General features: G+C 43.1%; 19 protein-coding genes. All 19 read right to left on the bottom strand.

The annotated features are described in order from the left end of the window. Positions 1-5: 5 nt before the first annotated feature. The 19 genes from kbl to H1R16_RS11820 all read right to left on the bottom strand — a co-directional run bounded on the left by kbl (position 6) and on the right by H1R16_RS11820 (position 24,242). Entirely contained in the window at positions 6-1,202 is a 1,197-nt protein-coding gene (gene kbl, locus H1R16_RS11910; RefSeq protein ID WP_181886328.1) for a glycine C-acetyltransferase, read from the bottom strand. Positions 1,203-1,341: 139 nt separating this feature from the next. Further along, positions 1,342-3,264 carry a M1 family aminopeptidase gene (locus H1R16_RS11905; protein WP_181886329.1) on the bottom strand — a complete coding sequence of 641 codons (1,923 nt, stop codon included), beginning with the start codon at positions 3,262-3,264 and terminating at the stop codon, positions 1,342-1,344. Between the two features lie 78 nt (positions 3,265-3,342). Beyond that, entirely contained in the window at positions 3,343-4,815 is a 1,473-nt protein-coding gene (gene dacB, locus H1R16_RS11900) for a D-alanyl-D-alanine carboxypeptidase/D-alanyl-D-alanine endopeptidase (RefSeq protein WP_181886781.1), read from the bottom strand. A gap of 164 nt (positions 4,816-4,979) precedes the next feature. Continuing rightward, entirely contained in the window at positions 4,980-7,427 is a 2,448-nt protein-coding gene (gene priA, locus H1R16_RS11895; protein WP_181886782.1) for a replication restart helicase PriA, read from the bottom strand. A 138-nt stretch (positions 7,428-7,565) separates the two neighbouring features. After that, positions 7,566-8,741 carry a proline dehydrogenase family protein gene (locus tag H1R16_RS11890; protein ID WP_181886330.1) on the bottom strand — a complete coding sequence of 392 codons (1,176 nt, stop codon included), beginning with the start codon at positions 8,739-8,741 and terminating at the stop codon, positions 7,566-7,568. Positions 8,742-8,796: 55 nt separating this feature from the next. After that, positions 8,797-9,690 (bottom strand): UbiA family prenyltransferase, encoded by an 894-nt coding sequence (locus H1R16_RS11885; protein WP_181886331.1) that lies wholly within the window; start codon positions 9,688-9,690, stop codon positions 8,797-8,799. 65 nt (positions 9,691-9,755) lie between these two features. Beyond that, positions 9,756-10,685 carry a mevalonate kinase family protein gene (locus tag H1R16_RS11880; protein WP_181886332.1) on the bottom strand — a complete coding sequence of 310 codons (930 nt, stop codon included), beginning with the start codon at positions 10,683-10,685 and terminating at the stop codon, positions 9,756-9,758. Positions 10,686-10,791: 106 nt separating this feature from the next. After that, a complete protein-coding gene (locus H1R16_RS11875) occupies positions 10,792-12,282 on the bottom strand; it encodes an MFS transporter (RefSeq protein WP_181886333.1) in 1,491 nt (496 codons plus the stop codon). Positions 12,283-12,377: 95 nt separating this feature from the next. Further along, complete coding sequence (locus H1R16_RS11870) at positions 12,378-13,559, bottom strand: acetyl-CoA C-acyltransferase (protein WP_181886334.1); 1,182 nt, start codon at positions 13,557-13,559, stop codon at positions 12,378-12,380. Positions 13,560-13,688: 129 nt separating this feature from the next. Then, positions 13,689-14,474 carry a hypothetical protein gene (locus H1R16_RS11865; RefSeq protein WP_228451043.1) on the bottom strand — a complete coding sequence of 262 codons (786 nt, stop codon included), beginning with the start codon at positions 14,472-14,474 and terminating at the stop codon, positions 13,689-13,691. 17 nt (positions 14,475-14,491) lie between these two features. After that, positions 14,492-15,814, bottom strand: coding sequence for a nucleoside permease (locus tag H1R16_RS11860; RefSeq protein WP_181886335.1), 1,323 nt, complete (start codon positions 15,812-15,814; stop codon positions 14,492-14,494). A 13-nt stretch (positions 15,815-15,827) separates the two neighbouring features. Further along, positions 15,828-16,424, bottom strand: coding sequence for a bifunctional nuclease family protein (locus H1R16_RS11855; RefSeq protein WP_181886336.1), 597 nt, complete (start codon positions 16,422-16,424; stop codon positions 15,828-15,830). A 106-nt stretch (positions 16,425-16,530) separates the two neighbouring features. Beyond that, on the bottom strand, positions 16,531-17,478 hold the full coding sequence (locus H1R16_RS11850) for an electron transfer flavoprotein subunit alpha/FixB family protein (protein ID WP_181886337.1): 948 nt from the start codon (positions 17,476-17,478) through the stop codon (positions 16,531-16,533). Between the two features lie 31 nt (positions 17,479-17,509). Continuing rightward, a complete protein-coding gene (locus tag H1R16_RS11845; protein ID WP_181886338.1) occupies positions 17,510-18,256 on the bottom strand; it encodes an electron transfer flavoprotein subunit beta/FixA family protein in 747 nt (248 codons plus the stop codon). Between the two features lie 123 nt (positions 18,257-18,379). Then, positions 18,380-19,087 (bottom strand): SDR family oxidoreductase, encoded by a 708-nt coding sequence (locus H1R16_RS11840; protein ID WP_181886339.1) that lies wholly within the window; start codon positions 19,085-19,087, stop codon positions 18,380-18,382. A 182-nt stretch (positions 19,088-19,269) separates the two neighbouring features. Further along, a complete protein-coding gene (locus H1R16_RS11835) occupies positions 19,270-20,250 on the bottom strand; it encodes a T9SS type A sorting domain-containing protein (protein WP_181886340.1) in 981 nt (326 codons plus the stop codon). A gap of 135 nt (positions 20,251-20,385) precedes the next feature. Continuing rightward, entirely contained in the window at positions 20,386-21,948 is a 1,563-nt protein-coding gene (locus tag H1R16_RS11830) for a T9SS-dependent choice-of-anchor J family protein (protein WP_181886341.1), read from the bottom strand. A gap of 127 nt (positions 21,949-22,075) precedes the next feature. Beyond that, positions 22,076-23,134, bottom strand: coding sequence for a T9SS type A sorting domain-containing protein (locus tag H1R16_RS11825; RefSeq protein WP_181886342.1), 1,059 nt, complete (start codon positions 23,132-23,134; stop codon positions 22,076-22,078). Positions 23,135-23,330: 196 nt separating this feature from the next. Beyond that, positions 23,331-24,242: a T9SS-dependent choice-of-anchor J family protein gene (locus tag H1R16_RS11820; protein ID WP_181886343.1), complete on the bottom strand. Its 912-nt coding sequence runs from the start codon at positions 24,240-24,242 to the stop codon at positions 23,331-23,333. Positions 24,243-24,335 lie beyond the last annotated feature (93 nt).

Raw genomic sequence — 24,335 nt, 5'->3', positions numbered from 1 at the left:
ATAGACTATTTGATTACATTAAGTTCCTTTCCTACTTTCGTAAATGCTTCAATGGCTTTATCCAGATGTTCGCGGGTATGCGCTGCGGAAAGCTGCACCCGGATCCTTGCCTTGTTTTTAGGAACCACCGGATAGAAGAATCCGATCACATAGATCCCCTCCTCCATAAGCATTTCGGCCATTTTTTGGGACAGGGGTGCATCGTATAACATTACAGGAACAATGGCTGCATCGCCGTCCGGAATATCAAAACCACGGGCTTTCATTTCGGTGCGGAAATATTCGGCGTTTTCCATCACTTTATCACGAAGCGAAGTATCATCGGAAATCATATCAATCACCTTTGAAGCTGCGCCTACGATGCCTGGAGCCAATGAATTTGAAAACAGATACGGTCTGGAACGCTGTCTCAGCATATCAATGATTTCCTTTTTACCGGAAGTAAAGCCACCCAGTGCTCCACCCAAAGCTTTGCCCAAAGTGGAAGTAATGATATCTACCCTTCCCATTACATCATTTGATTCATGAGTACCGCGGCCGGTTTTACCTATGAAACCCGTAGCATGCGAATCATCCACCATAACAAGACAGTCGTACTTATCAGCAAGGTCACAAACACCTTTCAGATCTGCTACAATTCCGTCCATGGAGAAAACACCATCGGTTACAATAATGCGGAAACGGTGGTTCTTTTCGGAAGCCGCCTTAAGCTGTGCTTCCAGATCTTCCATATTGTTGTTTTTATAACGGTAACGGGCCGCCTTGCAAAGACGAACACCATCTATAATAGAAGCATGGTTTAATTCATCTGAAATAATAGCATCTTCTTCGGTGAAAAGCGGTTCAAAGACACCACCATTGGCATCAAAACAGGCGGCGTACAGGATGGTATCCTCCATGCCAAGGAAATTTGAGATTTTAGCTTCCAGCTCCTTATGAATATCCTGAGTTCCGCAGATGAAACGTACGGAAGACATACCGTAGCCATGACTCTGGATCATATCCTGTGAAGCTTTCATCACTTCCGGATGGTTTGAAAGTCCCAGATAGTTGTTTGCGCAGAAGTTAAGCAGCTTCTTACCGTTCGCTTCAATTTCCGCTGATTGTTGAGAAGTGATGATTCTTTCGGTTTTAAAAAGACCGTCATTCTTTATATTGGCCAGTTCCTGCTGAAGGTTGTCCAGATACTTTTGTGAAATCATTAGTAGAATTTTTAGAAGTGCTAATTTAAGAAAAATAGAGGCAGGATACTAACCCTCAGGCATTCGTTGCGAATTTTGCCAAAACAATATTCCGCACTTTACCACGGTTACCTTATGGTGTTAGTTCGATATTCCGGTGTTATTTTTTGATGAATTTATAGTTACCATCCCCAATTGCAAGAATATAATTGCCCGGAACCAGTTCGGAAATATTCAAAGGTTTACCCGGTGTATAATTGCCTGCCTTAACCAATTTGCCGTCTGTAAAAAAGATCTGGAAATCCGCCGGACGGGTTAAACCTGAGATATTGATTTCATTGCCAGCCGGCACGGGATAAACGGATATATTTTCCTTTGCGGTTTCGGCTGTTGAAAGGGATGCATCCATCACCACAGTTGAATTTTTTTCCAGAATCTGGTGTTCATAATTGAACTGCACGGACGCTACTGTAAAGTTCAGCGGAAAATTGAAATACTGCCCGTTTGCGGTATGTTCAGGCTTCAAATAAACGACCTGACCGCCTGTACCGTTCACCTTAATGGGAAGCGGCATTTCATAGAAACTTACTGAAGGATGGCTGGTAGTCTGTAATGCCTGAATGGTAATGGACTGATTGGAATTCTGCTTCCATCTGATATTATAGGTAGGATAACCCTGACCATACACCCAATCATTAAAGAATTCAGTGAAATCCTTTCCGGTTGATGTCTGAAGTGAGGTATTCAGGTCTGTTGTTCGCACATAACTGTAAGCCAGATCAGGCCGTTGGTGGTAATCTTTAATTGCCTGATAGAAAACAGGATCGGTAAGAGCCCATTTAAGCATGCGGACTATATAACCGCCCTTCGCGTAGCTTAGTCTTCCGTTAAAAATGGCATTTACACTTCCCAAATTAGCGTCTGCCACATAGGTACTTCCACCGGGTGAGGAGGTGATGTAATCCTTTTGGTCCTCCAGATAATTCATAAACTGAACAGGTGTCATAATGAGTTTCTCGTTCACAAGATGCTCGCCAAAGGTTGCGAAGCCCTCGTTGAGCCAGATGTCATTCCAGGCGCCACAGGTTACTTTGTCGCCAAACCACTGGTGTGCCAGCTCATGTGCGATCAGTTGCTTTGAAAATCCGCCCATTGATGACATGGTCTGGTGTTCCATTCCGCCACCAAACTGAAACTGCATATGACCGTACTTTTCGTTGCGGAAAGGATAAGCGCCAAAATAAGTTTCAAAAGTGTTCATGGCCTGCTTGGTCCATTCAATGTTGGCCATTGCGGTTGGGTCATTTACTGTTGAAGGATAAATATAATTGACGAAAGGAAAAGGTGGCGAACCGATTACATCATTCAGTTTCGTGTAGTTGGTTACAGCAATCGCTATAAGATAAGCAGCTGTTGGATATTGAGTCCGCCAGAAGGTGCGCTTTTGACCGCCAGTCAATGCAATTTCCGACATCAGTGTACCGTTCGAGGCCACATTGTACTGAGCAGGTGCAGTGATTTTTATGTCAAAATTTTCAATTTTGTCGTTAAGGCTCTGCTTGGTCGGGAACCAATCCTGCGCGCCATAGGGCTCAGACAGTGTAGAAAGCAAAGCAGTGCCGTTCTGGGTTGTGGTAGTAAACGCATTATAGCCCGGCGCCGGTGCACCTGAATAATGGATGCTTAAGGAGTCCAGCACACCCGCGGAACGTACTGTGGGAAAGTCAATTTTCACTTCGTTGCTTGCAAGTTGTTGAAAATTTAGGTTGGCACCTTGGTAAACCACCTGTGAAACTGTCAGTTGAGTCGTAAGGTCAAAATAAATACTGGAGATATTTTGGTTCGGAATAAAATGCGAAGTCACACTGCCCGACACGTAATAAACCGCGGGGTTTATGGCAAGGTCCATGCGCTGATATCGAAGGTCGTAATTCAGCGTATTGGGATTCACATTTCCCACATTCATTTTATTAAGAAAAGCCTTTTTTTCTTTTCCGATAAGGGCAGAAGTAGCATCGGGAACAAACTGCGCATTAATTTGAAAGATAAATGAAGTCAGGAGTAATAAAAGTGCTTTTTTCATTTTGATAATTAAAGCATTAAAGATATAAAAAAACCTTCCAGGTAATTTCCGGAAGGCTGTTGTTTATAAATAATGATGTTATAAGCTTAAGGTGGGTGCCAGGATGCTTTCCATGCGCTGTTTCACCTGGTCCACAGAACCTGAATAATTGTTCACCATCAAGGAAAAAACAAGGGTTCGTCCTGAATTTGTTTTTAAGTAACCTGCCAGTGTCTTCACTTTGTTCAAAGTGCCCGTTTTTGCAAAAACCTGTCCGTAGCCGCTCCCCGTAAATGTCTTCTTCAGGGTACCGGTCTGTCCGGCGATTGGAAGTGAGTCGAAATACACCTTATAGTAATCTTCCTTCATCAGATCTGTAAGGTATTTTACCTGAGCGATTGGTGTAACATGGTTATTTCGTGAAAGTCCGCTGCCGTCATAATAATTCAGACCCTTCATATCAAATCCGCGGGCAATAAGATGGCCGTTTACCACATCGCGGCCTGACTGCAATGTCTGGTCTCCTTTTTTCTGAAAACCGGCCATTCTTAACAGCGCTTCTGCAAGTGCATTATCACTACGCTGATTGGTATCATAAACGATCTGGGCTAATGTGGGCGACTTATAAAAGGTGATGAATTTTCTTTCTTCCGGATTTAAGTCGGCTGTTCTTGCTTCCACTTTACCTGTAACAGCAATGCCGCTTTTTACCAAAGTTGTTCTAAGGCTGTTTGCGAGTGAAAAAGGTGCGTCCGGCAATTTAGTTTCAACAGGATTTCCTTCAAATTTCTCTGCATACACCATCTTATTGATGTAAGGCGAAACATAAAAATAGCGCTTGTTATCTTTCTCGAAAGGGCTGGGTTTTTTAGCGATCAGCTTTTCATGGGCAGGATTGATATTCGCAGTTGTACCTACAGGAAGGTAATAATTATGGTGCTCCAGCCACACAATATTTTCCGGCAAAACCGCTCTTTTATTTTCTTTAAAAACAGCGTTCTGGATAATAATACTTCCGTTCACTTTACGGATACCCAGATTCTGCACAGCCGACAGAAAATCTGCTGAAATCCGGCTGTAGGTGCTGGCACCTGCTTTACCTGTTCCCAGGGAAGGGTCACCACTTCCTACTATATAAAGGTTGCCGTTCAGGTTGCCATCAGCATCCAGTTCACCGGAATACTCCAGTTGGGTAATCCACCGGAATTTTTCACCCAAAAGACCCAAAGCAGTTTCTGTAGTTAAAAGTTTTGTGGTAGAGGCAGGAATAAGGGAAGCTGTTTCGTTATATGAAGAAATGACTTTCCTTGTTTTGGGATCATAAATAACGAACCCCCAGTCCGCATTTCTCAGAACGGGGTCATTCATCATACCATTCAGGTTAATGTCAACCAGTTCTTTGGCAGAAAGTACTACTTTTTCAGCAGTAGCGGAAGTATTTGAAGGAAGGCTGGCAGCCTGGTTTTCATACATTGTCGGATACTGCTTAACGGAACTGTTGCCCGACTGTGCAGCCATCAATGCTGAAAACATTACCGAGACACCGGCGATGTAGTTTTTCAGTTTAATCATCATAAATATTGTATCACTTTATTTTTGATTAATGCTTTTCAATATGGTTAAAGAACGTCTGCGATATTTTAAACATCACATATATAATGCGCCAAAAGTATTAATTAATATTGAATATCAGACATTTAAAAAACTTAAAAGGCCTAAAAAGCTGTTAAAGTTTGTTAAAAATCAACATAAATATACCGCTTTACACTTCGGTAAGCAGTTATCTCTTCGAATTCTTCAATACTTTCCTTTATATAATTTTTATAAATTTTATAGAATTTTCCACGCGGCAGTTTAATTAGAATCTGATATTGATACAGCAGATTAATCTTACCCACGGGCGATTTCTCAGGTCCTAAAATGCATTCCGGCGGCAGATATTTTCGTAAGACAGAACCCAGGAATTGCGAGGCCCTGTCAGCCTTTGCCTCGTTCCGGTGCTTCAGTTCAATCAGGATTGTTTTGGTGTAGGGCGGATAATTGAACTTCTTTCTCTCTTCCAGTAAATAGGTATAGATTTCACGCGGATCATTTTCCCGGATCAGCTGAAAGATGAAGTGCTGCGGATTATACGTTTGAATAAGAACCTTTCCCTCACCTGAAACCCTACCAGCCCGACCTGAAACCTGGGTGATCAGTTGGTAGGCCCTTTCTTCGGCCCGGAAATCCTGCACATAAAGCATATGGTCCGCCCGCGGAATGGTTACAAGTTCAATATGGTCAAAATCAAGCCCTTTTGAAATCATTTGGGTGCCAACGATGATATCCGTTTCTCCGCTTTCAATTTTTTCGTAGAGTTTCTCATAGGCAAATTTCCTGCGCATGGAGTCCACATCCATCCGGTCCACCTCCGCATCCGGGAAGAGTCGTGAGACCTCTTCATGAATCTGCTCTACACCAACACCGCGGGTATTCAGGTTTTCCGCATTGCATTTAGGACAGTTACTTGGTTTGGAAGATTTATTACCGCAGTAATGACATTTCAGTTCATTGGAAAACTTATGGTAAGTCATGATCACATCGCAGTTGCTGCAGTAGGAAACGTGTCCACAGGTCTCACACTCCACAACGTTAGCGTAGCCACGGCGGTTGTGAAGGATCATCACCTGATTTTTTTGCTGAAGGTTTTCAGTAATCTCGTCCAAAACATGCTGGGAAAAGTTACCGCTTACTTTCTTTCTTTGCTGTGCCTCTTTGAAATCGATAAGTTCAAACTGAGGCAGACTCACTTTGCCAAATCTTTCGCTAAGCGTAACAAGTTTCAGCCTGTCGTTCTGAGCCAGCCAATAACTCTCAACAGAAGGTGTGGCAGATCCCAGGATAACCCTTCCGCCATAAAATTCAGCTAATATCAGACTGGAGTCGCGGGCATTGAAGTAGGGCGCGACTTCGCGGGGACGGTACGCCGTATCATGCTCCTCATCTACCACAATTAGTCCCAAATTTCGGAACGGCAGAAAAAGTGCATTTCTGGTGCCCACCAGTACTTTGATTTCATTGTTGCGGATACGGCGCCACACTTCTACCCTTTCAAAATCCGAGAGTTTCTGATGGTAAAAACCAAGTGCCTGACCGTATTTTTTTTCCAGGCGAACGGCGGTTTGCTTGGTAAGTGCGATTTCGGGCAACAGCAATAAAACATTGAGCCCCGCTGCTACCGTCTCTTCTATGTTTTCCAGATAAAGATGCGTTTTACCGGATGAGGTTACGCCATGCAAAAGCACATTCTTTCCTTCCTCAAAGGCAGCCACTATTTCGTTGCGAGCGCGCTTCTGCTCTTCAGTCAGTTCTTCCAGCTGCTCTGTTTCGCCTTCGTACGATTCAAGGCGGTCTACCTGCAGAAAATATTCTTCAACAAGGTCTTTTTCTACAAGGGATTTAAGTTGTGAGTGCGCAAAATTGCCGTCGTCCAGCAGATGGGATTTGCGAATCTGTGTCTCCGGATTTTCGGTATGCATCTGCAGGATCATCATAAACAATTCCTGTTGCTTGGGCGACCGTTTCAGCTGGAGCAGGATTTCCGGTAGTTGAGCTCGGACGGCTTCAGGATCTTTGATCCGCACATAGGCTACTTCTTTCGCTTTATATTTCTCGGTAATTTTCTCATCTACCTCAATATACTGAAGGTCTATAAGCGAATTAATGGTTTTTATAATTTCCTTTTTAGGGATAAAGGCTTCAATTTCGGACAGATTAATGAGTTGTCTAATCTCCAGCGCCTGTATAAGGTACATCTCGTGTACATCAAGGTTCTCGAAGTCCACAACTACGTTTGGCTTGAGTTTCAGGTAGGTCTCACTTTCCAGTTTAAGAGACCCAGGAAAAGCCAGCCTGTAAATCTCACCCATATTACACAGGTAATAATCCGACAGCCAGGCCCAAAATTCCAGTTGCTCCTGAGGCAGAATGGGAGAATCATCCAGCATGCTGATGATTTCCTTTGGCACAAATGCATCCTGAGCCTCATCGTGAGTCCTGAAAACGATGCCGGTGTAGATCTTCTTGCCGCCAAAAGGCACCAATACGCGCATGCCGGGCAGAAGCAAGTCCGTGATGGCTTCCGGAACAGAATAGGTAAATGTTCCCTGCAGATTGAGCGGAAGAATTATTTGTGCAAACTTCAAGGCAGTGCTTTCAGGATTGGTGGTGAGGCTTAAAACGTAAGTCCAAAAATAAGGATTAATTCTAAGCTTCCCGAATCTGAACATGAAAAAGAGGGGATCTCAGTCCGCTCTGTATAATGATTTTTTCTAATAAATTTATCAGTTATAACTGCGTTTTCTCCTTTCCAATTCTTTTGAGATAAGAGCCAGTTCACGACCTGTCTGTCCTGCAACGGAAGTATTTTCCTGCGCACGGCGGGTCAGGTATGGAACAACATCACGTACCGGTCCGTAAGGCAGATATTTGGTGGCATTGTATTTATTTTCGCCTAAATAATAAGTGATATTATCACTCATACCGTACAGCTGACCAAAGTGGATTTTCTCATAATCATTAGGCAAAGATTTATCACGCATCCTGTCCATCACCAGCTCGGTAGATTTTTCATTATGTGTACCGAAAAAGGCTGAAACACGGTCAGTATTCTTCATCACAAAGTCGATGGCAGCGTTAAAATTATCGTCCGTGGACTGCTTATCCGGCTGTATCGGATCGGGATAATTAAACTGTGCGGCACGCTCTCTTTCCTTCTCCATGTAGGCACCTCTTACGAACTTATAACCCAGAAAATAGTTACCTTCAGTGGCTTTCTGCAAATCATCAGCAAGATATTCCATGCGTCCGGTCCGGTACATCTGAACAGTATTCCAAACAATCGCTCGTTCGCGGTTGAATTTCGACATCATTTCATTAACTAAATCATCCACTGCAGTCTGAATCCACGTTTCTTCGGCGTCAATCATTATGACCACACCTTTTTCATACGCCAGGCGGCAAACGCTTTCGTAACGGTTTACCACCCGGGCCCATTCCGATTTCTCACTGGTTGTGAGTTCGGAACCCGACTGAATCTCCTCATAAATACCCATACGTCCGAATCCTGTAGGTTTGAAAACCACAAAAGGTATGGCGGGATTGCCTTCAGCAAAATTAATATTGTGCTTTATCTCCTCACAGGTGAGGTCAAAAGTAGCCTCATCTTCCTTACCTTCAATGGCATAATCAAAGATACTTCCAATGTGGTGTTTGTACAGTTGCTGCACGACCTGCAGACTTTTCTCCCTGGTTTCGCCGCCGGCAAACTGTTCAAAAAGCGTATTGCGCACAATGCCCTCTACTATGGGAAATCTGTTATGGATCGTAAAGTTAAGCGCCTTTATTCCAATATTGGTCAGTGTAGGATGCTCAATTGCTTTAAACATCCAGTATGCTTTCCGGAGTTGGTCTGTTGATTTTTCCTGAAAAGCAATTTTGGTATCGTTGAAGATGGACATAAAATGGGTGGAATTAGTGCCACAAATTTAACAATAGTTTGCGGTATACAAAAGGTTAATACTTCAATATAATTCCGTCTGCAAGCATAGCCAGGATTCCCACAAAAATCCAGATCCGGAGAATATTGAGGGCATAGGAGCGCGACCTGTCTTTAGCCTGGATCATATTGTAAAAGGCTGCGGCAAGCACCGCCATACCGGTAAGGAAATACCATCCCATAATCCTCTGAAGTCCCAACCATTCGGTGATTATAAGTGATACACCAAAAGTGAGCAGGAGCAAGGTCGAGATTATCACAACTGTTGCTTTTGAACTCAGACTGTTGGGTACAGTGAAATAACCGAACAGGCGGTCGGCTGTTTTAGTGAGGGTGTCCTTTATAATATCTGTAAGCAGTAACATAAGTGCAAGATAAAGCGCCATCATGAAAATCTGAACGGAAAATGTCCTGTAGTACACCAGCATCCCAAAAAACGGATACAGGGTAAGGGCAACGAAGGTAATATTGTTGATGATCAGCATCCGGCTGAGCCGGTGACTGTAGAACCACATCATGAACTGATAGATCAGGAAAAAGACAACCACTCTGGTTGAAATAAACAGTGCGATGCCCAGAGAAAGTGTATTCAGAACCAGATAGGCGTAAAGGAAATATTTCTGCTTCAGGAAGGACTGAAGTCGGCTCCGGAAGGGCTTGACCAGCTGGTCTTTTTCGCGGTCATAAAACTGATTGATAATGCCGCCGGCCAAAATACTCAGCAGGCTGCAGAAAATGATCCCGTGCACCCGGAAATCAAAGACAAAAGCGCGAAGACTTTCTTCCTGATTAAAGAGAAAAAATGTAGAAACATAAAGTGCAAAAGCCAGTAACAAAGTCATGAAAAAACGCGCTCCCAGAAGAAAGCCCGTCAGTTGTGAAATTCTGTAGATTAACGGTTTTTTTTTCATAGACTAAAAATCAGGCAAGCCCACTAATGGCCTATAATTACCGTACAGAAACTGCACTGCACAAGTTAGAATCTGTATATAACTTCCTTATTGAAGCCGTGCAGCATTTTTTCAGCTTTTTCGTAGTCTCTGGTGAAGCCCAGGATATAACCGCCGCCACCGCTGCCGCAAAGTTTCAGATAATAAGCGTTGCTGTCTATACCCTTTTTCCAGATTTTGTAGATGCTTTCCGGAATCATAGGTTTAAAGTGTTCGTATGCCCAAACCGACAGATGCTTCAGGTTTTTAAAGAAAGGATTCATTTCCTTTTTAAGGAATGCATCAATACAGGCGTTATTATATCGGATAAATTCCTCCTTCAGGGTCTTGCGGAAACCTTCGGTTTTCATCTTCTCAAAAAAGATCTGTACCATAGGCCCGGTTTCTCCCACCATTCCACTGTCTATAAGGAAGATGGCTCCTTTCTGGTCTTCCAGACTGGCCGGAATAGAAACTTTATCTACACTTTCGCGGTTTTCAATCAGTATCGGCAGATTCATATAGCAGATCAGCGGATCAATTCCAGAACTTGTACCGTGAAAATAACTTTCTAACAGACCGAAAACCTTTTTAAGATCTTTCAACTCAACCTTTGAAATCGTGTCAGGGTTGTATTTTTTCAAAGAATATTTTTCGAAAATTGCAGCTACAAGGGCACCGGAACTTCCTACACCATAACCCTGCGGTATATTACTGTCAAAGAAGAGTCCGTTGTCGATATCTTTTAAGAATGCGTCTAAGTCAAGCTGATAACCTTCCGGCAATGTAAGTGCAGATAAATACTCGGCATACAGCCTGAGGTGTTCATTGGATTTTTTCTCGAAATCGGAATCCGTTGCTGAAAACTTGAGCGTACCCTTATAGAAACTGTAAGGAACTGTAAGGCCCTGAGAATCTTCAATGATGCCATATTCACCAAAGAGAAGGATTTTCGCGTAAAACAAAGGATTCGTCATATATCTTTAAAGATCACATTTCCAATTGCAAAGATAAGAAAAACGCAGTGACCTGTTGCTGTTTATTTAGCAAAAGCCAAGCCATGCTGGTATGAATAAAATCATCCTATAAAGTCTCCTTTTTGTTAATGATCTGAAGCTTCATAAACCTGATAAGTATAAGTCCAACGGTAAAAAACAGCGTCATGGAAAGTGCTGCATACCGCATATTGTCGAACCTGTCAATCAGTGTAGCAAAGATGAAGGTTCCTAAAATAATGGCCAGTTTTTCCAGAACATCATAAAAACTGAAGTAGGTCGTATTGTCATTACTTTCTTCGGGCAGCAATTTGGAGTAAGTAGAACGGGACATGGCCTGCAAGCCACCCATAACCAGACCTACAATAGCCGCAACACCATAAAACTGATATTCAACATACGGATTTTCCTTGTTCAGGAAATAGGCCGAAAGACACGCTACCATCCAAAGGACTATGGCGATCGAAATAACATTCTTATTACCGATCCTTCTGGACAGTCTCGAAAATATGATGGCACCTATAATGGCCTCAATCTGGATAATAAGTAATGTGGCGATGAGTTTGCCCTGCTCCAGGTTAATTTCACTCTTGCCAAAAAGAGTCGCCATCAGAAAGATGGTCTGCATTCCTACACTGTAAAAGAAAAAACTGGAGAGGAAATATTTCAGGTTCGCATCTTTAAAAAGCGTGCGGCCTACTTTGAACAGTTCGTTAAAACTTTCCTTGGCAACATCCACATAAAAGCTCACGTTGTCTTTCAGCACCTCGCCAAAGCCGCCCTGCTCTTCATGTTTTTTGAAAATATTCTTATAGTTAAGCAGTACAAGATCCTTGGGCAGCTGGTCTTTCACCATCCCAAACTGTGGCAAGTGGCGGAAGGTATACTGTGCAAAACCAAACCACCAGGCACCTGTAAGCAGAAACGAGATACGGGTGTACAGTTTGGCCTGTTCAGCATCTTTGGCAAGTACCTGGATCAGGATAAGGCAGATAATCACCAGCACCACAGAACCTATATAACCATACACATAACCGCGGGCCGAAAGTGCGTCCTGTTTGTCCCGGGTCGCAATATCGGGCAGGAAGGAATTGTAAAAAACCAAACTTCCCCAAAAACCTACACTGGCGGTTATGCTGAAAAGAAGACCCAGAAAAACGTTGTTCATGCCGGTAAACATAGCCAGTCCCATACATGAAGTGGCGCCCAGATAGCAGAAAAACTGCAGGAAAGACTTCTTGTTACCGATAGTATCCGCCAGCGACGACAGAAATGGAGAGAGCAGGACCACAATGAAAAACGATATCGTAAGTGAATAACCGTAAATTGCGTCCGGGTGATAACTTTCGCCGAAGACCGTAATCTGGTTTCTTACCGGAACCATAATTGACTCACCCGTTTCTTCTACAAAAACCTTCTTCTCCGTTACCGTAGTAAGTATCGCATAATAAATCGGGAATATGGTAGAAGTAATAACCAGTGAATAAACTGAGTTTGCCCAGTCATATGCTGCCCAGGCCTTCATTATTTTAGGGTTATTCTTGATTCTCCTGGTCGTTGTCTGATTAGTTTCCTGCATGGATATGAAATATTAACAAAAATAAAGAAACCATTAAGAACACGGTTAAAAATAACTGTATTTCTTAATGGTTTAAAGTTAACTTACAGTTGTTCTTACTGCATATTTTCGATAACGATAGCAGATGCTCCACCGCCACCGTTACAGATAGCAGCGGCACCGTATTTACCGCCGTTCTGCTTCAATACGTTTATAAGAGTAACGATGATTCTTGAACCTGAACTTCCCAGTGGATGCCCCAATGAAACAGCACCACCGTTTACATTCACTTTAGCTGAATCAAGACCCAGGATTTTGTTGTTCGCAAGTCCTACTACCGAGAAAGCTTCGTTAAATTCGAAGAAATCTACATCAGACACTTCAAGACCTGCTTTTTTAAGAGCTACAGGAAGTGCTTTTGCAGGCGCAGTAGTGAACCACTCAGGCTCATGAGCCGCATCAGCATATGAAACGATTTTTGCCAATGGCTTAAGACCCAGTTCGTTCATTTTCTCGCCCGACATCAGGATCAGTGCAGAGGCACCATCGTTAAGTGTGGAAGCATTTGCCGCTGTTACTGTACCGTTCTCTTTCTGGAAAACCGTAGGCAAAGTACTGATGCGGTCAAAATTTACTGACTTGTATTCTTCATCTTCAGCAAAGAGTACAGGCTCCCCTTTTCTTTGCGGAATCTCTACGGGCACTACTTCATCACTGAATTTTCCGTCGGTCCAGGCCTGAGCGGAACGCTTATAAGACTGAACTGCAAAATTATCCTGGTCTTCGCGGGAAAACTCGTGTTCTGCAGCACATTTCTCGGCGCAAACGCCCATGTGCACTTTGTTGTAAACGTCTGTAAGTCCGTCCAGTACCATTCCGTCCTGCATTTTTACATCACCTAGTTTGGTCGCGTTTCTCGCACTGAAATAGTGAGGAACCGCAGACATGTTTTCCATACCGCCGGCAACAATAACATCCTGATCACCAGCTTTAATGGACTGTGCAGCCATCATAACCGCTTTCATACCGGAAGCGCACACTTTATTGATTGTTGTAGAGGGCGTTTCATTGGACAGACCCGCGCCCAAAGCTGCCTGACGTGCTGGTGCCTGACCTTCGCCGGCCTGCAGCACATTACCCATATATACCTCCTGAACCTGCTTAGGATCCAGGTTGATTTTATCTAATGCTCCTTTAATCGCTGTAGCTCCTAATTTTGTAGCAGGAACCGTGGAAAGACTTCCCATAAAACTTCCGATAGGAGTTCTTGCAGCAGATACGATAAATACTTCTTTCATTTTTGTTAAATTATTTAATTTATGGTGCCCGCGGCCGCCATTTAATAATAGATTTTAGAAGGCGCAAATTACGAAAAAAAACACACTCGTAAAAGTGTGTTTTCTTTGTATAATTTTGATTGAGCGTTTCTAGCCCGCTGCTTCTTCAGTCATTTTGGTGTATTGGAATACCAGCCAGCTGAAATACTCCCACTTCACGGATTCAGCAGGAAACTTCGCCATAAATTCTTTGTTATCGCCAAAGAGAAAGTTATAATTTTCCTCGAAATCGGCTTTCTTCAGCCAGATTACACGGTCACCTTTGCGTACATAAAATGATTTGGTCACTCCGCCACCTACCTGAGGGCTGCTGATTGGTCCCATAGAAAAAGATACACCGGTAGTTTCTGAGGCCACAGGATCTGCATAGACCTCAATAATGCTGCTGAAATCGGGGTTGATAAGCTGCATCAGGTATTCCTTCTCCGCTTTTTTATTCTTGAGGGAAACAGTCTGGTTACGCAGATATACCTCGTCTTTGCTTGTTATTTTAGAAGGACTCTTACTGTTCCAGTTATTGATTTTGTTGAAGTAATTTGCTGTACGCATTCCTTTTTCGAAGCCTGACACCGGCAGGTACATCTCGGCGATATCTTCTGCTTTAAAAGTTTCGTCCTTGCCTGTGGAACTGCTTTTTACTTTAATTGAGTAAATCTGTCCCTTTTTGCGGTCCACATCGCGGGCAGTTCCCTGAATATTTGTAGCATCTTTCAGCAGTATCCGCGTTTCCTTTTTAGGAGAGAATCCTGTGAACATCTCTTCGAACATATAATTGTCCATTTCTTTAATTTCCTCCTTGCTGTATTTCACCTTTTGGCCGAAGGACAGACCGGAAACCAGCATAAGGGTAAGTGCTGTCAATTTAAAATTCATCATGTTTTTATGTGCTTTTTTTAGTGCTTTATTGCCGCGATGGCTTCCGGATTGTGTTTATGTTTAAACATGATGGCAAATAGTACAGCCACAATTAGGGAATATATCGCGAAAACGAGCCAGATCTCATGCCACATCTTTCCGCCGCCGTCGGTGGTAAAAAAGGAGGTAATCAGCCAGCCGCTCACCGCACTGCCCAGGATCGCACCAAAACCATTCGTCATCATCATAAAAAGTCCCTGCGCTGAAGAGCGGATTTTACTGTCTGTGTTGGATTCCACAAAAAGAGACCCAGAAATATTAAAGAAATCAAACGCCATCCCGTATATGATATTAGAGAGGATGATCAGCAAAAGACCAAAACCTTCCGGTTCTCCAAAAGAGAAGAAACCAAAACGCAGCACCCAGGCGACCATGGAGATCAGCATTACTTTCTTAATACCGAATTTATAAAGGAAAAAAGGAATGGCCAGGATGAAAAGGGTTTCTGAAATCTGCGAGATGGAAATGATCATGGTGGAATACTGTACTACAGCCGAGTCTTTATACGCCTCCACTGAGCCAAAATCCTTCAGGAAGGTGTCGCCATACATATTTGTAAGCTGCAGCGCCGCGCCCAGGAACATTGAAAACACAAAAAACAGCGCCATCTTTTTTTCCTTGAAAAGCTTAAAGGCGTCCAGTCCTAATTTCTGGGCAACGGTAGCATTATTACTGATTAGCCTTGGCGGTGGGCATTTTGGAAGAAAGAAGGAAAAGATCCCTAAAACGACCGCAAATATACCGGCAAAATAAAACTGATTCGCATTGAGTGAGTTACCAATCATGTTTGCTACCTTCTGACCCACGCCGATTCCGAATGCGGAGAAGGACTGCTCGTCACTGAAAATATTGGTACACCACATGGCCGCAATAAACCCTATAGTTCCCCACACGCGGATGGGCGGAAACACCTTTACAACATCATAATGGCTGTCCTTCAGTAATTTATAGGATATTGAATTGGACAGTGATAAAGTAGGCATGTAGAAACACATACCCACCAGCAGGATCCAGAAAAAAGTAGTGGGATCATCGGTCAGCGCCAAAAGAAACAGCGTGAGGCCATACAGAATATGGAGCGTTCCGTACAGTTTTTCGGCATTGATCCATTTATCTGCTACAATCCCCATCAGTGCGGGCATAAATATGGACGCTATTCCCAGCGTAGAAAATACAGCGCCGAACTCGGCACCACTCCACTGTTTATATGAAAATCCGTAGGTACCTAATGTTGTAAGCCAGGCTCCCCACACAAAAAACTGCAGAAAACTCAGGATGGTGAGTCTTAATTTTAAATTCATAAAGTCAGTATGATTATTCAATTTTCTTTTTCCTTCTCTTAATCTCCTCCTGGATTTCCATGGCGGTATCGAAGTCTTCATCCTTTACAGCGTCCTCCAGTAATTTCTGAAGGTCCTCCATGGACAGCGAACTCAGGGACTGGTCCGAAACCAACTCGCTGAATTCGGGATCTTCCGGCCGCTTCTCCTCTATCTCAAGCAGAATCCCGGCTTCACTAAGAACATCTTCTGTGGTGAAGATAGGAGCATCAAACCGCACAGCCATCGCTACAGCGTCGGAGGTCCTGGCGTCCAAAACCACTGCCTGGCCGGTTTCATCATTCAGAAGATTAATATTAGAAAAGAAAACACCGTCCACAATCTGGTAGATAATGACGGAAGCAATAGAATGCTTTGTATCACTTATGAACTTTGCAAACAGGTCATGGGTTAGTGGTCGGGGCGGATGTATGTCCTTTTCCAAACCCAGGGAGATAGACTGCGCCTCAAAATTCCCAATTACTACCGGCAGTTTCACATTGGTTTCTTCGTGCTCCAGCAGCAGCGCATAGGCGCCGGACTGCGTCTGGCTGTATGAAATTCCGCGTATGACGAGTTGCTTTAGATCCATAAGCACAAATATAATTAAATTTAATATTTAATCTGAAACTTTGGTTTCAGGCCCAGATAAAAAAAGTCCGGACATGGCCGGACTCTGTTATATCAAAGGGTTTTATTTATCCTTTCAACGCTTTAATCTTCTCTGTAAGTGCGGGGATAATCTGGAAAGCATCGCCCACAACTCCATAATCTGCCGATTTGAAGAAAGGAGCTTCTGCATCACTGTTAATTACCACAATCGTCTTAGAGGAGTTTACGCCTGCAAGGTGCTGGATTGCTCCAGAAATTCCTACTGCGATATACAGGTTAGGCGAAATTGCTTTACCGGTTTGTCCCACGTGCTCGGAGTGAGGTCTCCAGCCGATATCGGACACTGGCTTGGAGCAGGCCGTGGCTGCACCCAAAGTGTTCGCCAGATCCTCAATCATACCCCAGTTTTCCGGACCCTTCATCCCGCGGCCTGCCGATACCACAACTTCTGCTTCTTTAAGATCCAGTTTGCCTGAACTTTGCTCATGAGAAAGTACTTTGGTATCTTCATTTGCAATCGTTAGGTCTTTAGCTTCCTCTGTTCCTGCCACAGCATTTTCCTTAACACCGAATGCATTTTGGGAAACAGTGATGATCACACCCTGCCCTTCAGCTTTTGCATGCATAAAACCTTTGCCGGAGAAGGCTCTTCTCTTTACCTGGAAGGGCGAAGTACTTTCGGGAGCCTCAAGTACGTTGGTAATCAATGCGTAATCCTTCATCACTGCAAGCATGGGTGCTACAGAGGAAGCATCTGTAGTGTGTGGGAAAATAATTACATTTCCATCAGCTACGGCATTCATTGCCTCGGCATAAGCACGCGCACTGAAGTTCTTCAGACCATCGTCTTTAATGTTAATGACTATATCTGCGCCATATTTATATAATGAATCTGATGCATCAGTCGGGTTCACGGAAACTGCGGTCACTGTATCACCCATTTGGCCGGCTACAGCTTTAGCATAAGAAACAGCCTCAAAAGCGGCTTTCTTATAAACTCCGTTTATATTTTCTGCATATACGAATATTGCCATTTTAAATCTTTTTAAAATTAATTTTTCAGAATTAGATCACTTTTGCCTCCTCGTCCAGCAGTCTTACAAGTTCATCAATATTGTCCGGTGACACCATTTTCACCGCAGCCCTGGCCGGTACAGAATCGTAAGAAACGCCTTCCACTTTTGCCTGTGCAGATGTTCCTTCCTGAACGTTTAATGGTTTTGTCCTTGCCGACATAATGCCTCTCATGTTCGGAATAATAAGTTCTTTTTCATCTACCAAACCTTTCTGTCCCGCAATAACTGCCGGAAGTTTTACAGAGATGGTTTCCTTACCACCTTCAATCTCGCGGACAGCCTGAGCTTCAGCACCGTTTACTTCCAGACCTACACAAGCATTAACGAATGGCTTGTTCAGCAATTGTGCCACCATTCCCGGAACAGCGCCGCCATTATAATCAATGGATTCCCTTCCGCAAAGGATAAGATCGTAACCGCCCGCTTCAGCCACCGCAGCGATTTCTTTAGCTACAGAAAAACTGTCTTTTGGTTCAGCATTGATTCGGACAGCATCGTTGGCACCAATCGCCAGTGCTTTACGGATTACAGGCTCAGTACCGGAGTCACCTACATTAAGTACAGTTACAGTAGCGCCCTGGGATTCCTGCAGCTTAACTGCCTTGGTTAATGCAAACTCATCCAGCGGATTGATTACCCACTGGATCCCGTTCTTGTCCAATGCAGATTTGTCTGCTGTAAAATTAATTTTGGAAGTAGTATCCGGAACACTACTGATACAAACTAATATTTTCATGTTGAAAGTTATTTTTAAATTGAAACCGCGTACGGCCCCGGTTGTGATTTTTATTTTTGCTAAGATAAAAAAAATAAATATTATGCATGCATAGCACTATGCGGAATAATATTTATAACATAATTAACTGTTTGGTTTAGAGGGTCTGATCTCTATTTTACTGGGTAAGGTACGCGGATTCATTTTCAGTATGTCCAATACAAGTTCACCCAGATCTTCCGGCTGTATTTTCCAGGCGTCTTTTTCCGATGGTTCGTTTCCGTTAAAATTGGTGGAAACAGATCCCGGCATAATGGTGGAAACCTTAATATTGTACTTACGCAAATCGATCATAGCCGCTTGGGTAAAACCTACCGCGCCAAACTTGGAGGCATTGTAACCGGCACCGTTTTCAAAGAAGTTGGTCCCGGCCAGGCTGGAAATGGTAATATAATATCCTTCTGATTTCTTCAGTTCATCAACAGAAGCTTTCAGGGCATGGAATATGCCCGTCAGGTTGGTTTCAATCATGCTGTTCCAGTCCTCCAGTTCCATTTGGTCTATCGGTTTAAACACGCCAAGACCGGCATTGGCAATAACATAATCCAGTCTGCCGAATTTGTTAATGATTTCTGATACTGCTTTCTGTTCATCTTCAAAATTCCGAACGTCAGAGGCAATACCAAAAGCCATGGAGCCGTCATCAGAAAGAATTCTGGCAGCCTCCTCGGCATCTTCCTGTTTTCTTCCCGACACCGCTACTTTAATTCCGTGCTTCAATAAAACTTCGGCGATCCCAAAACCAATACCCTTGGTTCCGCCTGTTATATAGGCTACTTTATCTTTAAACATACTTTAATTTTTGGTGGCCTAAAGATAGCAAAAAGGCTCTGGAAAGGAGCAATTTTAAGAGATTTATTACCAGCCATAGCGAGGGTGGGTTTAAAAAATCCTGCGATTCCACCTAAGTGAAGATCAATAAACAAAAAAAATTCCGCACCGAAGTGCGGAACCCAAACCATTAAGTCTTCACCTTATTTTTTAATAAACTTTTTGCTCACCATGCCCTCTTCAGTCTTTAAACCGAGGATGTAGTTCCCCACTGGCAGACTTCTTACATCGATTTTACCATCCACCATTTTTGCATCCATCCTGATACCGGAAAGGTCGTAAATGTAGGTGTTCAGAATCCGGGCCTTGGAGTCCACTCTCAGGTAGTCGGCGGTTGGATTTGGAGAGACGGAAATACCCATTTTCTTTAAGGTAGCTTCGCTGGTACCCAATAGATTCACTGCTGCAACTGCCCGTACAGCAAGGTTATCAAACAGCGCATTGAAACTTGAGGTATTTCCTGTAGTTTCAAAGTTTTCCATTGTAAAATCCAACTCGTAAATATCAGACACTGCCCCAGCAATGGTTCCTTCGAATCCGGGACCTTTAAAAGTTATAAGACCTGTAGTGGAATTATATGCCCAACCTACCCTAACCCACTGGTTGGCAGGCAAAACAACAGGCGTAGCGCCCAGGTTAACCAATGATGGATTTATGCCGGCAGCCGTGGTGTATATACCATTCAAGACTTTTGTATCGGCCCGCATTCTGAAACCTCCTAAATACTTCGCGTATGCTGTATTATAAAGTTCCATTCCCACCGTATTTTTACTTGTGGAAGTTGGTCCGGTAAAGAAATCATATTCAATCTGTATAATGTTGTTTCCGGGAGTTCGTGCGGCCCACAAAGCAGCAAGACCATCCTTCCACATATAGCGCGAAGAGGTTGCATCGCCCGCAGCCCCGGTTATCTGCAGGTCCTTGTCGGTCCCTGAGCTAATAATCTGAAAATCGGCGACCGAAGGACCATTAATGGACCAGCCGCCCTGACCGGGAGTAAGACCTGTGGCATCTGCTGATACGTTACCAACTGTTAGGGTCTCAAAATTTTCCGTCATTAAAGTTTGCGAATTGGCCACCGTGGCTACCACTATCAATGCAGTAGAAAGTAGAATTTTTTTCATGTTTTTAATATTTAAAGGTGATGTAAATTTAAAAATAAATATACAAAGTTGTATTTTTTTATTTCCTCAAAATAGTTTCGTCTGGAAACGAAAAACGCCCCCAATTGGAGGCGCTTCGCGTTTTGTTAATAAGAACTATTTCTTAATGAATTTCTCAGTAGAGATTCCGTCCTTGGTTTCAACGTTGATTAAGTACGTTCCAACCGGAAGTGCGCTTACATTAACTTTGTCACCTTCTAATTTAACATTGATCTTTCTTCCCGTCATGTCTACCACAGAAACCGCATTGATTTTGGAGTCCGTTTTAATGTTCAGGATGTCAGAAGTTGGGTTTGGATAGATTAACAACTGCTGATCAACATTCTTAATCTCCGCAGTACCAAGTACAGCTGTAGTATTAAGATTAAACGTATCTAATCCTAATGAAACACCCGCAGTCGCACCTGGCGTTGTGTGATGGAAACTGAAGTAATGGGTACCCGTTGCAGTTGGCACATAAGTCGTTGTAAACTGGGTCCAGGCTGTAGCTGCAAAAGTGGTAGAACTCCAAACTGTAGTAGTTTGTGCAGCTGGTGTATTCTCTGCCCCAACCTTAAGTGCAATACTTTGTGGAGCGACGATTGGAGCAGCACTAAAGTTCCTCAGGTAAAAAGTCATTGTGTATGATTCTCCAGCCACAAGATGCAAAGGCCTAGTATAAAGATAGTTATTGGTTGGAGTCGCTGCTACAGTGCTACTGTTAGAAAATGCCATTTGTGCACCACCCTGCGGGTTTCCTACTGTTGCGTTAGTTGACCAATTTCCAGACCAGCCATCATTATGGAAGAATCCTGCTGCTGGGTTGTCAAATCCATAGGAATACGGGCTTGCATTGGAAGGTCCATGCGCGGTAAACAAAGAGTACGGACCGACCCAACCGCCGTTGGTGGCTCCATTCTTACTTCTTACAAAATACTGATAGCGTAAATTGGCATTTAAACCCGAGAATGTTTGGGTTAATGTCGCGGCGGCCGTTGTCCCCGTAACTGTTGGGATATGCCCTACTGCCCCAAAAGAATAATCATAACCTGTGGCACCTGTGGCTGCTGTCCAGTTGATCGTCCCTTGATTCCTTGTAATGCCTGAAGTTGTAACCGCCCGACCTACATTAGGACTTACACCGTTAATCACATGAACATTGTCAATGGCACCCAAAAATGCATCATTAGAAAAATTCTGGAATGCTATGTAAACTGTTTGACCACTATATGCACTTAAATCTAAACTTTTATTTTGCCATGTGGCTTCCTCTGCGTTCACGGTAAGCAGTGGTGTTGTAAAATTAGAAACCGCATTACCGGTGGTCGATACATAAACTTTGTATGATTCCTTATATAATGGGTCATATGAACGGGCGTGCCAGTAAAGATTGTTTGTACCGGTTGGAAGTGTAATTGCAGGAGAAACCATCCAGTCATTGGATGCACCCGCGGGAGTGTAATATGAGGTACTTAAGGCAACATTGTTATCAAACTCCTCGATGCGTTGAATCCACGCATTATTCACGTAAGCAACTTGAGTAGCCGGCGTTTTGGCATCTACATTATATAAAGTCCAATTAGATAAAGGACCTAGTGTTGGTTCAAAGTTGCTGCTGTGAACCTGCGCAGTACTCACCAGCGAGGCAAGTACAAATAAAGAAAGTAATGTTTTTTTCATGTTGAATATGTATAAAATTTAGTGATAAAAATAGCACAGTTTAACTTAACAGCCAAATACCATGATATATTTAAATTTAAAAAGCCTGACATTACATCAGGCTCTAGAAATTCAGGTTGTAAAAAAACTATTTTTTAATAAATTTCTCAGTTGAGATTCCGTCCTTGGTTTCAACGTTGATTAAGTACGTTCCAACCGGAAGAGCGCTTACATCAACTTTGTCACTCTCTACTTTCACATTGATCTTTCTTCCCGTCATGTCTACTACAGAAACCGCATTTATTTTGGACTCCGTTTTAATGTTCAGGATGTCTGATGTTGGATTTGGATAGATCGCAAGACTACCTTTAACATCTACCGTGTTCACCACATCATCTGTTGAAAGTGATCCAGCGGTACCAAACTGTGCCATGATATTATCTACGCCAATTACATTACTTACCGTATTTGTAGGTGCGGAATTATTGTAGAAATAAATATCTTCAGCTGTCATACCCGGCATTAATAAACTTGTTGTACCTGTAGTCGGCGTGGAACCAGATCCTCCCGGATGTCTCCAGGTAGATACACCGGTCGTCTTATTATATTCATAGATAAGGGTATACCAAGTGTTGGCAGTTAAGATAACTCCAGGTCCAGCAGTTAAATTGTAAGTGAAGGTCCAAGGACCCAGTGCTGGCGTTGTTGCTGGAAAAACAGGAGCCACCAAATTATTTAATGTCGCAAGTCCATAAAGCGTTTTTGTGGCAAAATCATAATAATAACCTCCAATAGTTCTGCTTGTCGCTCCATCCATACCCCAAACCCTCATTTGAGCAGCACCCGCACCCGTAGAATTACCTGTGTACAGTTCAAATTTAACCTGCACAATATTGTTACCCGCATTTGCTACGGCACTTGTTAACTGAGCTGCAAGCCGTCCGTTTAATGCAGGTGTTATCGCATTATAACTGTTGGATCCTATAATCTGCATGGATTTTCCGTGGGCAGCATCAATTGTTGTAACCTGATAATCCGCATTTGCACCACCTAAGGTAAACCATCCATTCTGTCCGGCAGCGGTTCCCGCAACATTTGTTCCCAGATTACCGTTGTTTAAAGCGTTAAAATTTTCGTTAAGGATCACCTGTCCGAACATCATCATTGTTGCAGAAGTTAGCAACAGAGAGGATAAAACTTTTTTCATATTTTTTATTATAAATTATTTTGATTGCTAAATTAAGACAATATCTACAATTACGCCATTTTTTTTTAATAAGATTGTAGCGTGCTCGTCCTCTTTCTGATTCCATACCCCGGGGTTGAAATCCGGTCGAGCTGTCTATTCCCTCAAACCTAATGGGCATAAAAAAACCGGCTGCCGCCGGTTTCCAAACTTTAATTTACTTCTTAATAAACTTTTCTGACACGTTACCGCTATAGGTCTCTATGTCAATAATATATGTGCCATTAGACAGGCTTGTTACATCCACTGTATTTCCTTTTACCGTAACAGCTACTTTTCTGCCGCTCATATCATAGACAGCGACGGATTGCAATTTATATGCACCGTCAATTTTAATAAAATCAGTTGTCGGATTAGGATAAACGGATAATTTATTTCTGGAAACTTCGCCTATAGCCATCGTAGATCTGGTTACCTGGAAGCTGTCAATTCCAATAATATCTGAATTAGTACCACTTGGTCCAGCGCTGGTAACAAAATACCTGAAGGCAAATTTCACAGGAACCGGTGTTGAGCCAACTCCTGTAATATTAAAAGTATATTGAGTCCAGGTTTGAGGGTACACAAAACCTACCGCCTGATTTGGATTTACAGAAACTCCCAGGTTAGTAAAGCTGCCCACATCGGTTGGACCCGTACTTGGTACCACTGTAGTAGCTGCGGAACTGTATCTCAACTCTAATCTGTCCGGATAATCAGTAGTCCCGTCTGTACCTTTGCGCGTATAAAAAGTTACAACATCTCCATCCTGCACGTTGACGGTGGGAGTAATGAGCCAATTACTGATGGTACCGGTGTTTGTACTGGTATAATTAACCAGTGCAAAGGAATTCTGTCCTCCAGCCTGCCCGGAAGGTACCCCCCCAATCCCGCTGCCGAAAATAGAGGTGGTTTGTGCTGTATAAGTTGCTTTACTCCATAATGTTGGTGTAGCGGGTGGTGCTGTGCTTTGGTTGGTCCTTGTCCAGTCTGTGCCAAAATCAGTATCGAAACCATAACTATACACATTGGTTTGCGCATTTGCGAATGAATACACCGCTAAGCATGCAGAAAGTATGATTTTTCTCATAATATTTTATTTTTTAGTAATGATAAACATACAAAAAATTACGGAATCACCAAAAAATCTTATCACCAACAAAGTAATAAATTACAAAGCCCC

The organism is Marnyiella aurantia (assembly GCF_014041915.1).
GTDB lineage: Bacteria > Bacteroidota > Bacteroidia > Flavobacteriales > Weeksellaceae > Marnyiella > Marnyiella aurantia.
The sequence above is the reverse complement of the archived record's forward strand: the minus strand, read 5'-3'. Positions and strand labels throughout refer to the sequence as shown.

Bases quoted from the DNA above. Each gene is read 5' to 3' on its own strand.
- kbl (WP_181886328.1), bottom strand. From the start codon at position 1,202: ATGATTTCACAAAAGTATCTGGACAACCTTCAGCAGGAACTGGCCAAT.
- H1R16_RS11905 (WP_181886329.1), bottom strand. From the start codon at position 3,264: ATGAAAAAAGCACTTTTATTACTCCTGACTTCATTTATCTTTCAAATT.
- dacB (WP_181886781.1), bottom strand. From the start codon at position 4,815: ATGATTAAACTGAAAAACTACATCGCCGGTGTCTCGGTAATGTTTTCA.
- H1R16_RS11890 (WP_181886330.1), bottom strand. From the start codon at position 8,741: ATGTCCATCTTCAACGATACCAAAATTGCTTTTCAGGAAAAATCAACA.
- H1R16_RS11885 (WP_181886331.1), bottom strand. From the start codon at position 9,690: ATGAAAAAAAAACCGTTAATCTACAGAATTTCACAACTGACGGGCTTT.
- H1R16_RS11880 (WP_181886332.1), bottom strand. From the start codon at position 10,685: ATGACGAATCCTTTGTTTTACGCGAAAATCCTTCTCTTTGGTGAATAT.
- H1R16_RS11875 (WP_181886333.1), bottom strand. From the start codon at position 12,282: ATGCAGGAAACTAATCAGACAACGACCAGGAGAATCAAGAATAACCCT.
- H1R16_RS11870 (WP_181886334.1), bottom strand. From the start codon at position 13,559: ATGAAAGAAGTATTTATCGTATCTGCTGCAAGAACTCCTATCGGAAGT.
- H1R16_RS11865 (WP_228451043.1), bottom strand. From the start codon at position 14,474: ATGATGAATTTTAAATTGACAGCACTTACCCTTATGCTGGTTTCCGGT.
- H1R16_RS11860 (WP_181886335.1), bottom strand. From the start codon at position 15,814: ATGAATTTAAAATTAAGACTCACCATCCTGAGTTTTCTGCAGTTTTTT.
- H1R16_RS11855 (WP_181886336.1), bottom strand. From the start codon at position 16,424: ATGGATCTAAAGCAACTCGTCATACGCGGAATTTCATACAGCCAGACG.
- H1R16_RS11850 (WP_181886337.1), bottom strand. From the start codon at position 17,478: ATGGCAATATTCGTATATGCAGAAAATATAAACGGAGTTTATAAGAAA.
- H1R16_RS11845 (WP_181886338.1), bottom strand. From the start codon at position 18,256: ATGAAAATATTAGTTTGTATCAGTAGTGTTCCGGATACTACTTCCAAA.
- H1R16_RS11840 (WP_181886339.1), bottom strand. From the start codon at position 19,087: ATGTTTAAAGATAAAGTAGCCTATATAACAGGCGGAACCAAGGGTATT.
- H1R16_RS11835 (WP_181886340.1), bottom strand. From the start codon at position 20,250: ATGAAAAAAATTCTACTTTCTACTGCATTGATAGTGGTAGCCACGGTG.
- H1R16_RS11830 (WP_181886341.1), bottom strand. From the start codon at position 21,948: ATGAAAAAAACATTACTTTCTTTATTTGTACTTGCCTCGCTGGTGAGT.
- H1R16_RS11825 (WP_181886342.1), bottom strand. From the start codon at position 23,134: ATGAAAAAAGTTTTATCCTCTCTGTTGCTAACTTCTGCAACAATGATG.
- H1R16_RS11820 (WP_181886343.1), bottom strand. From the start codon at position 24,242: ATGAGAAAAATCATACTTTCTGCATGCTTAGCGGTGTATTCATTCGCA.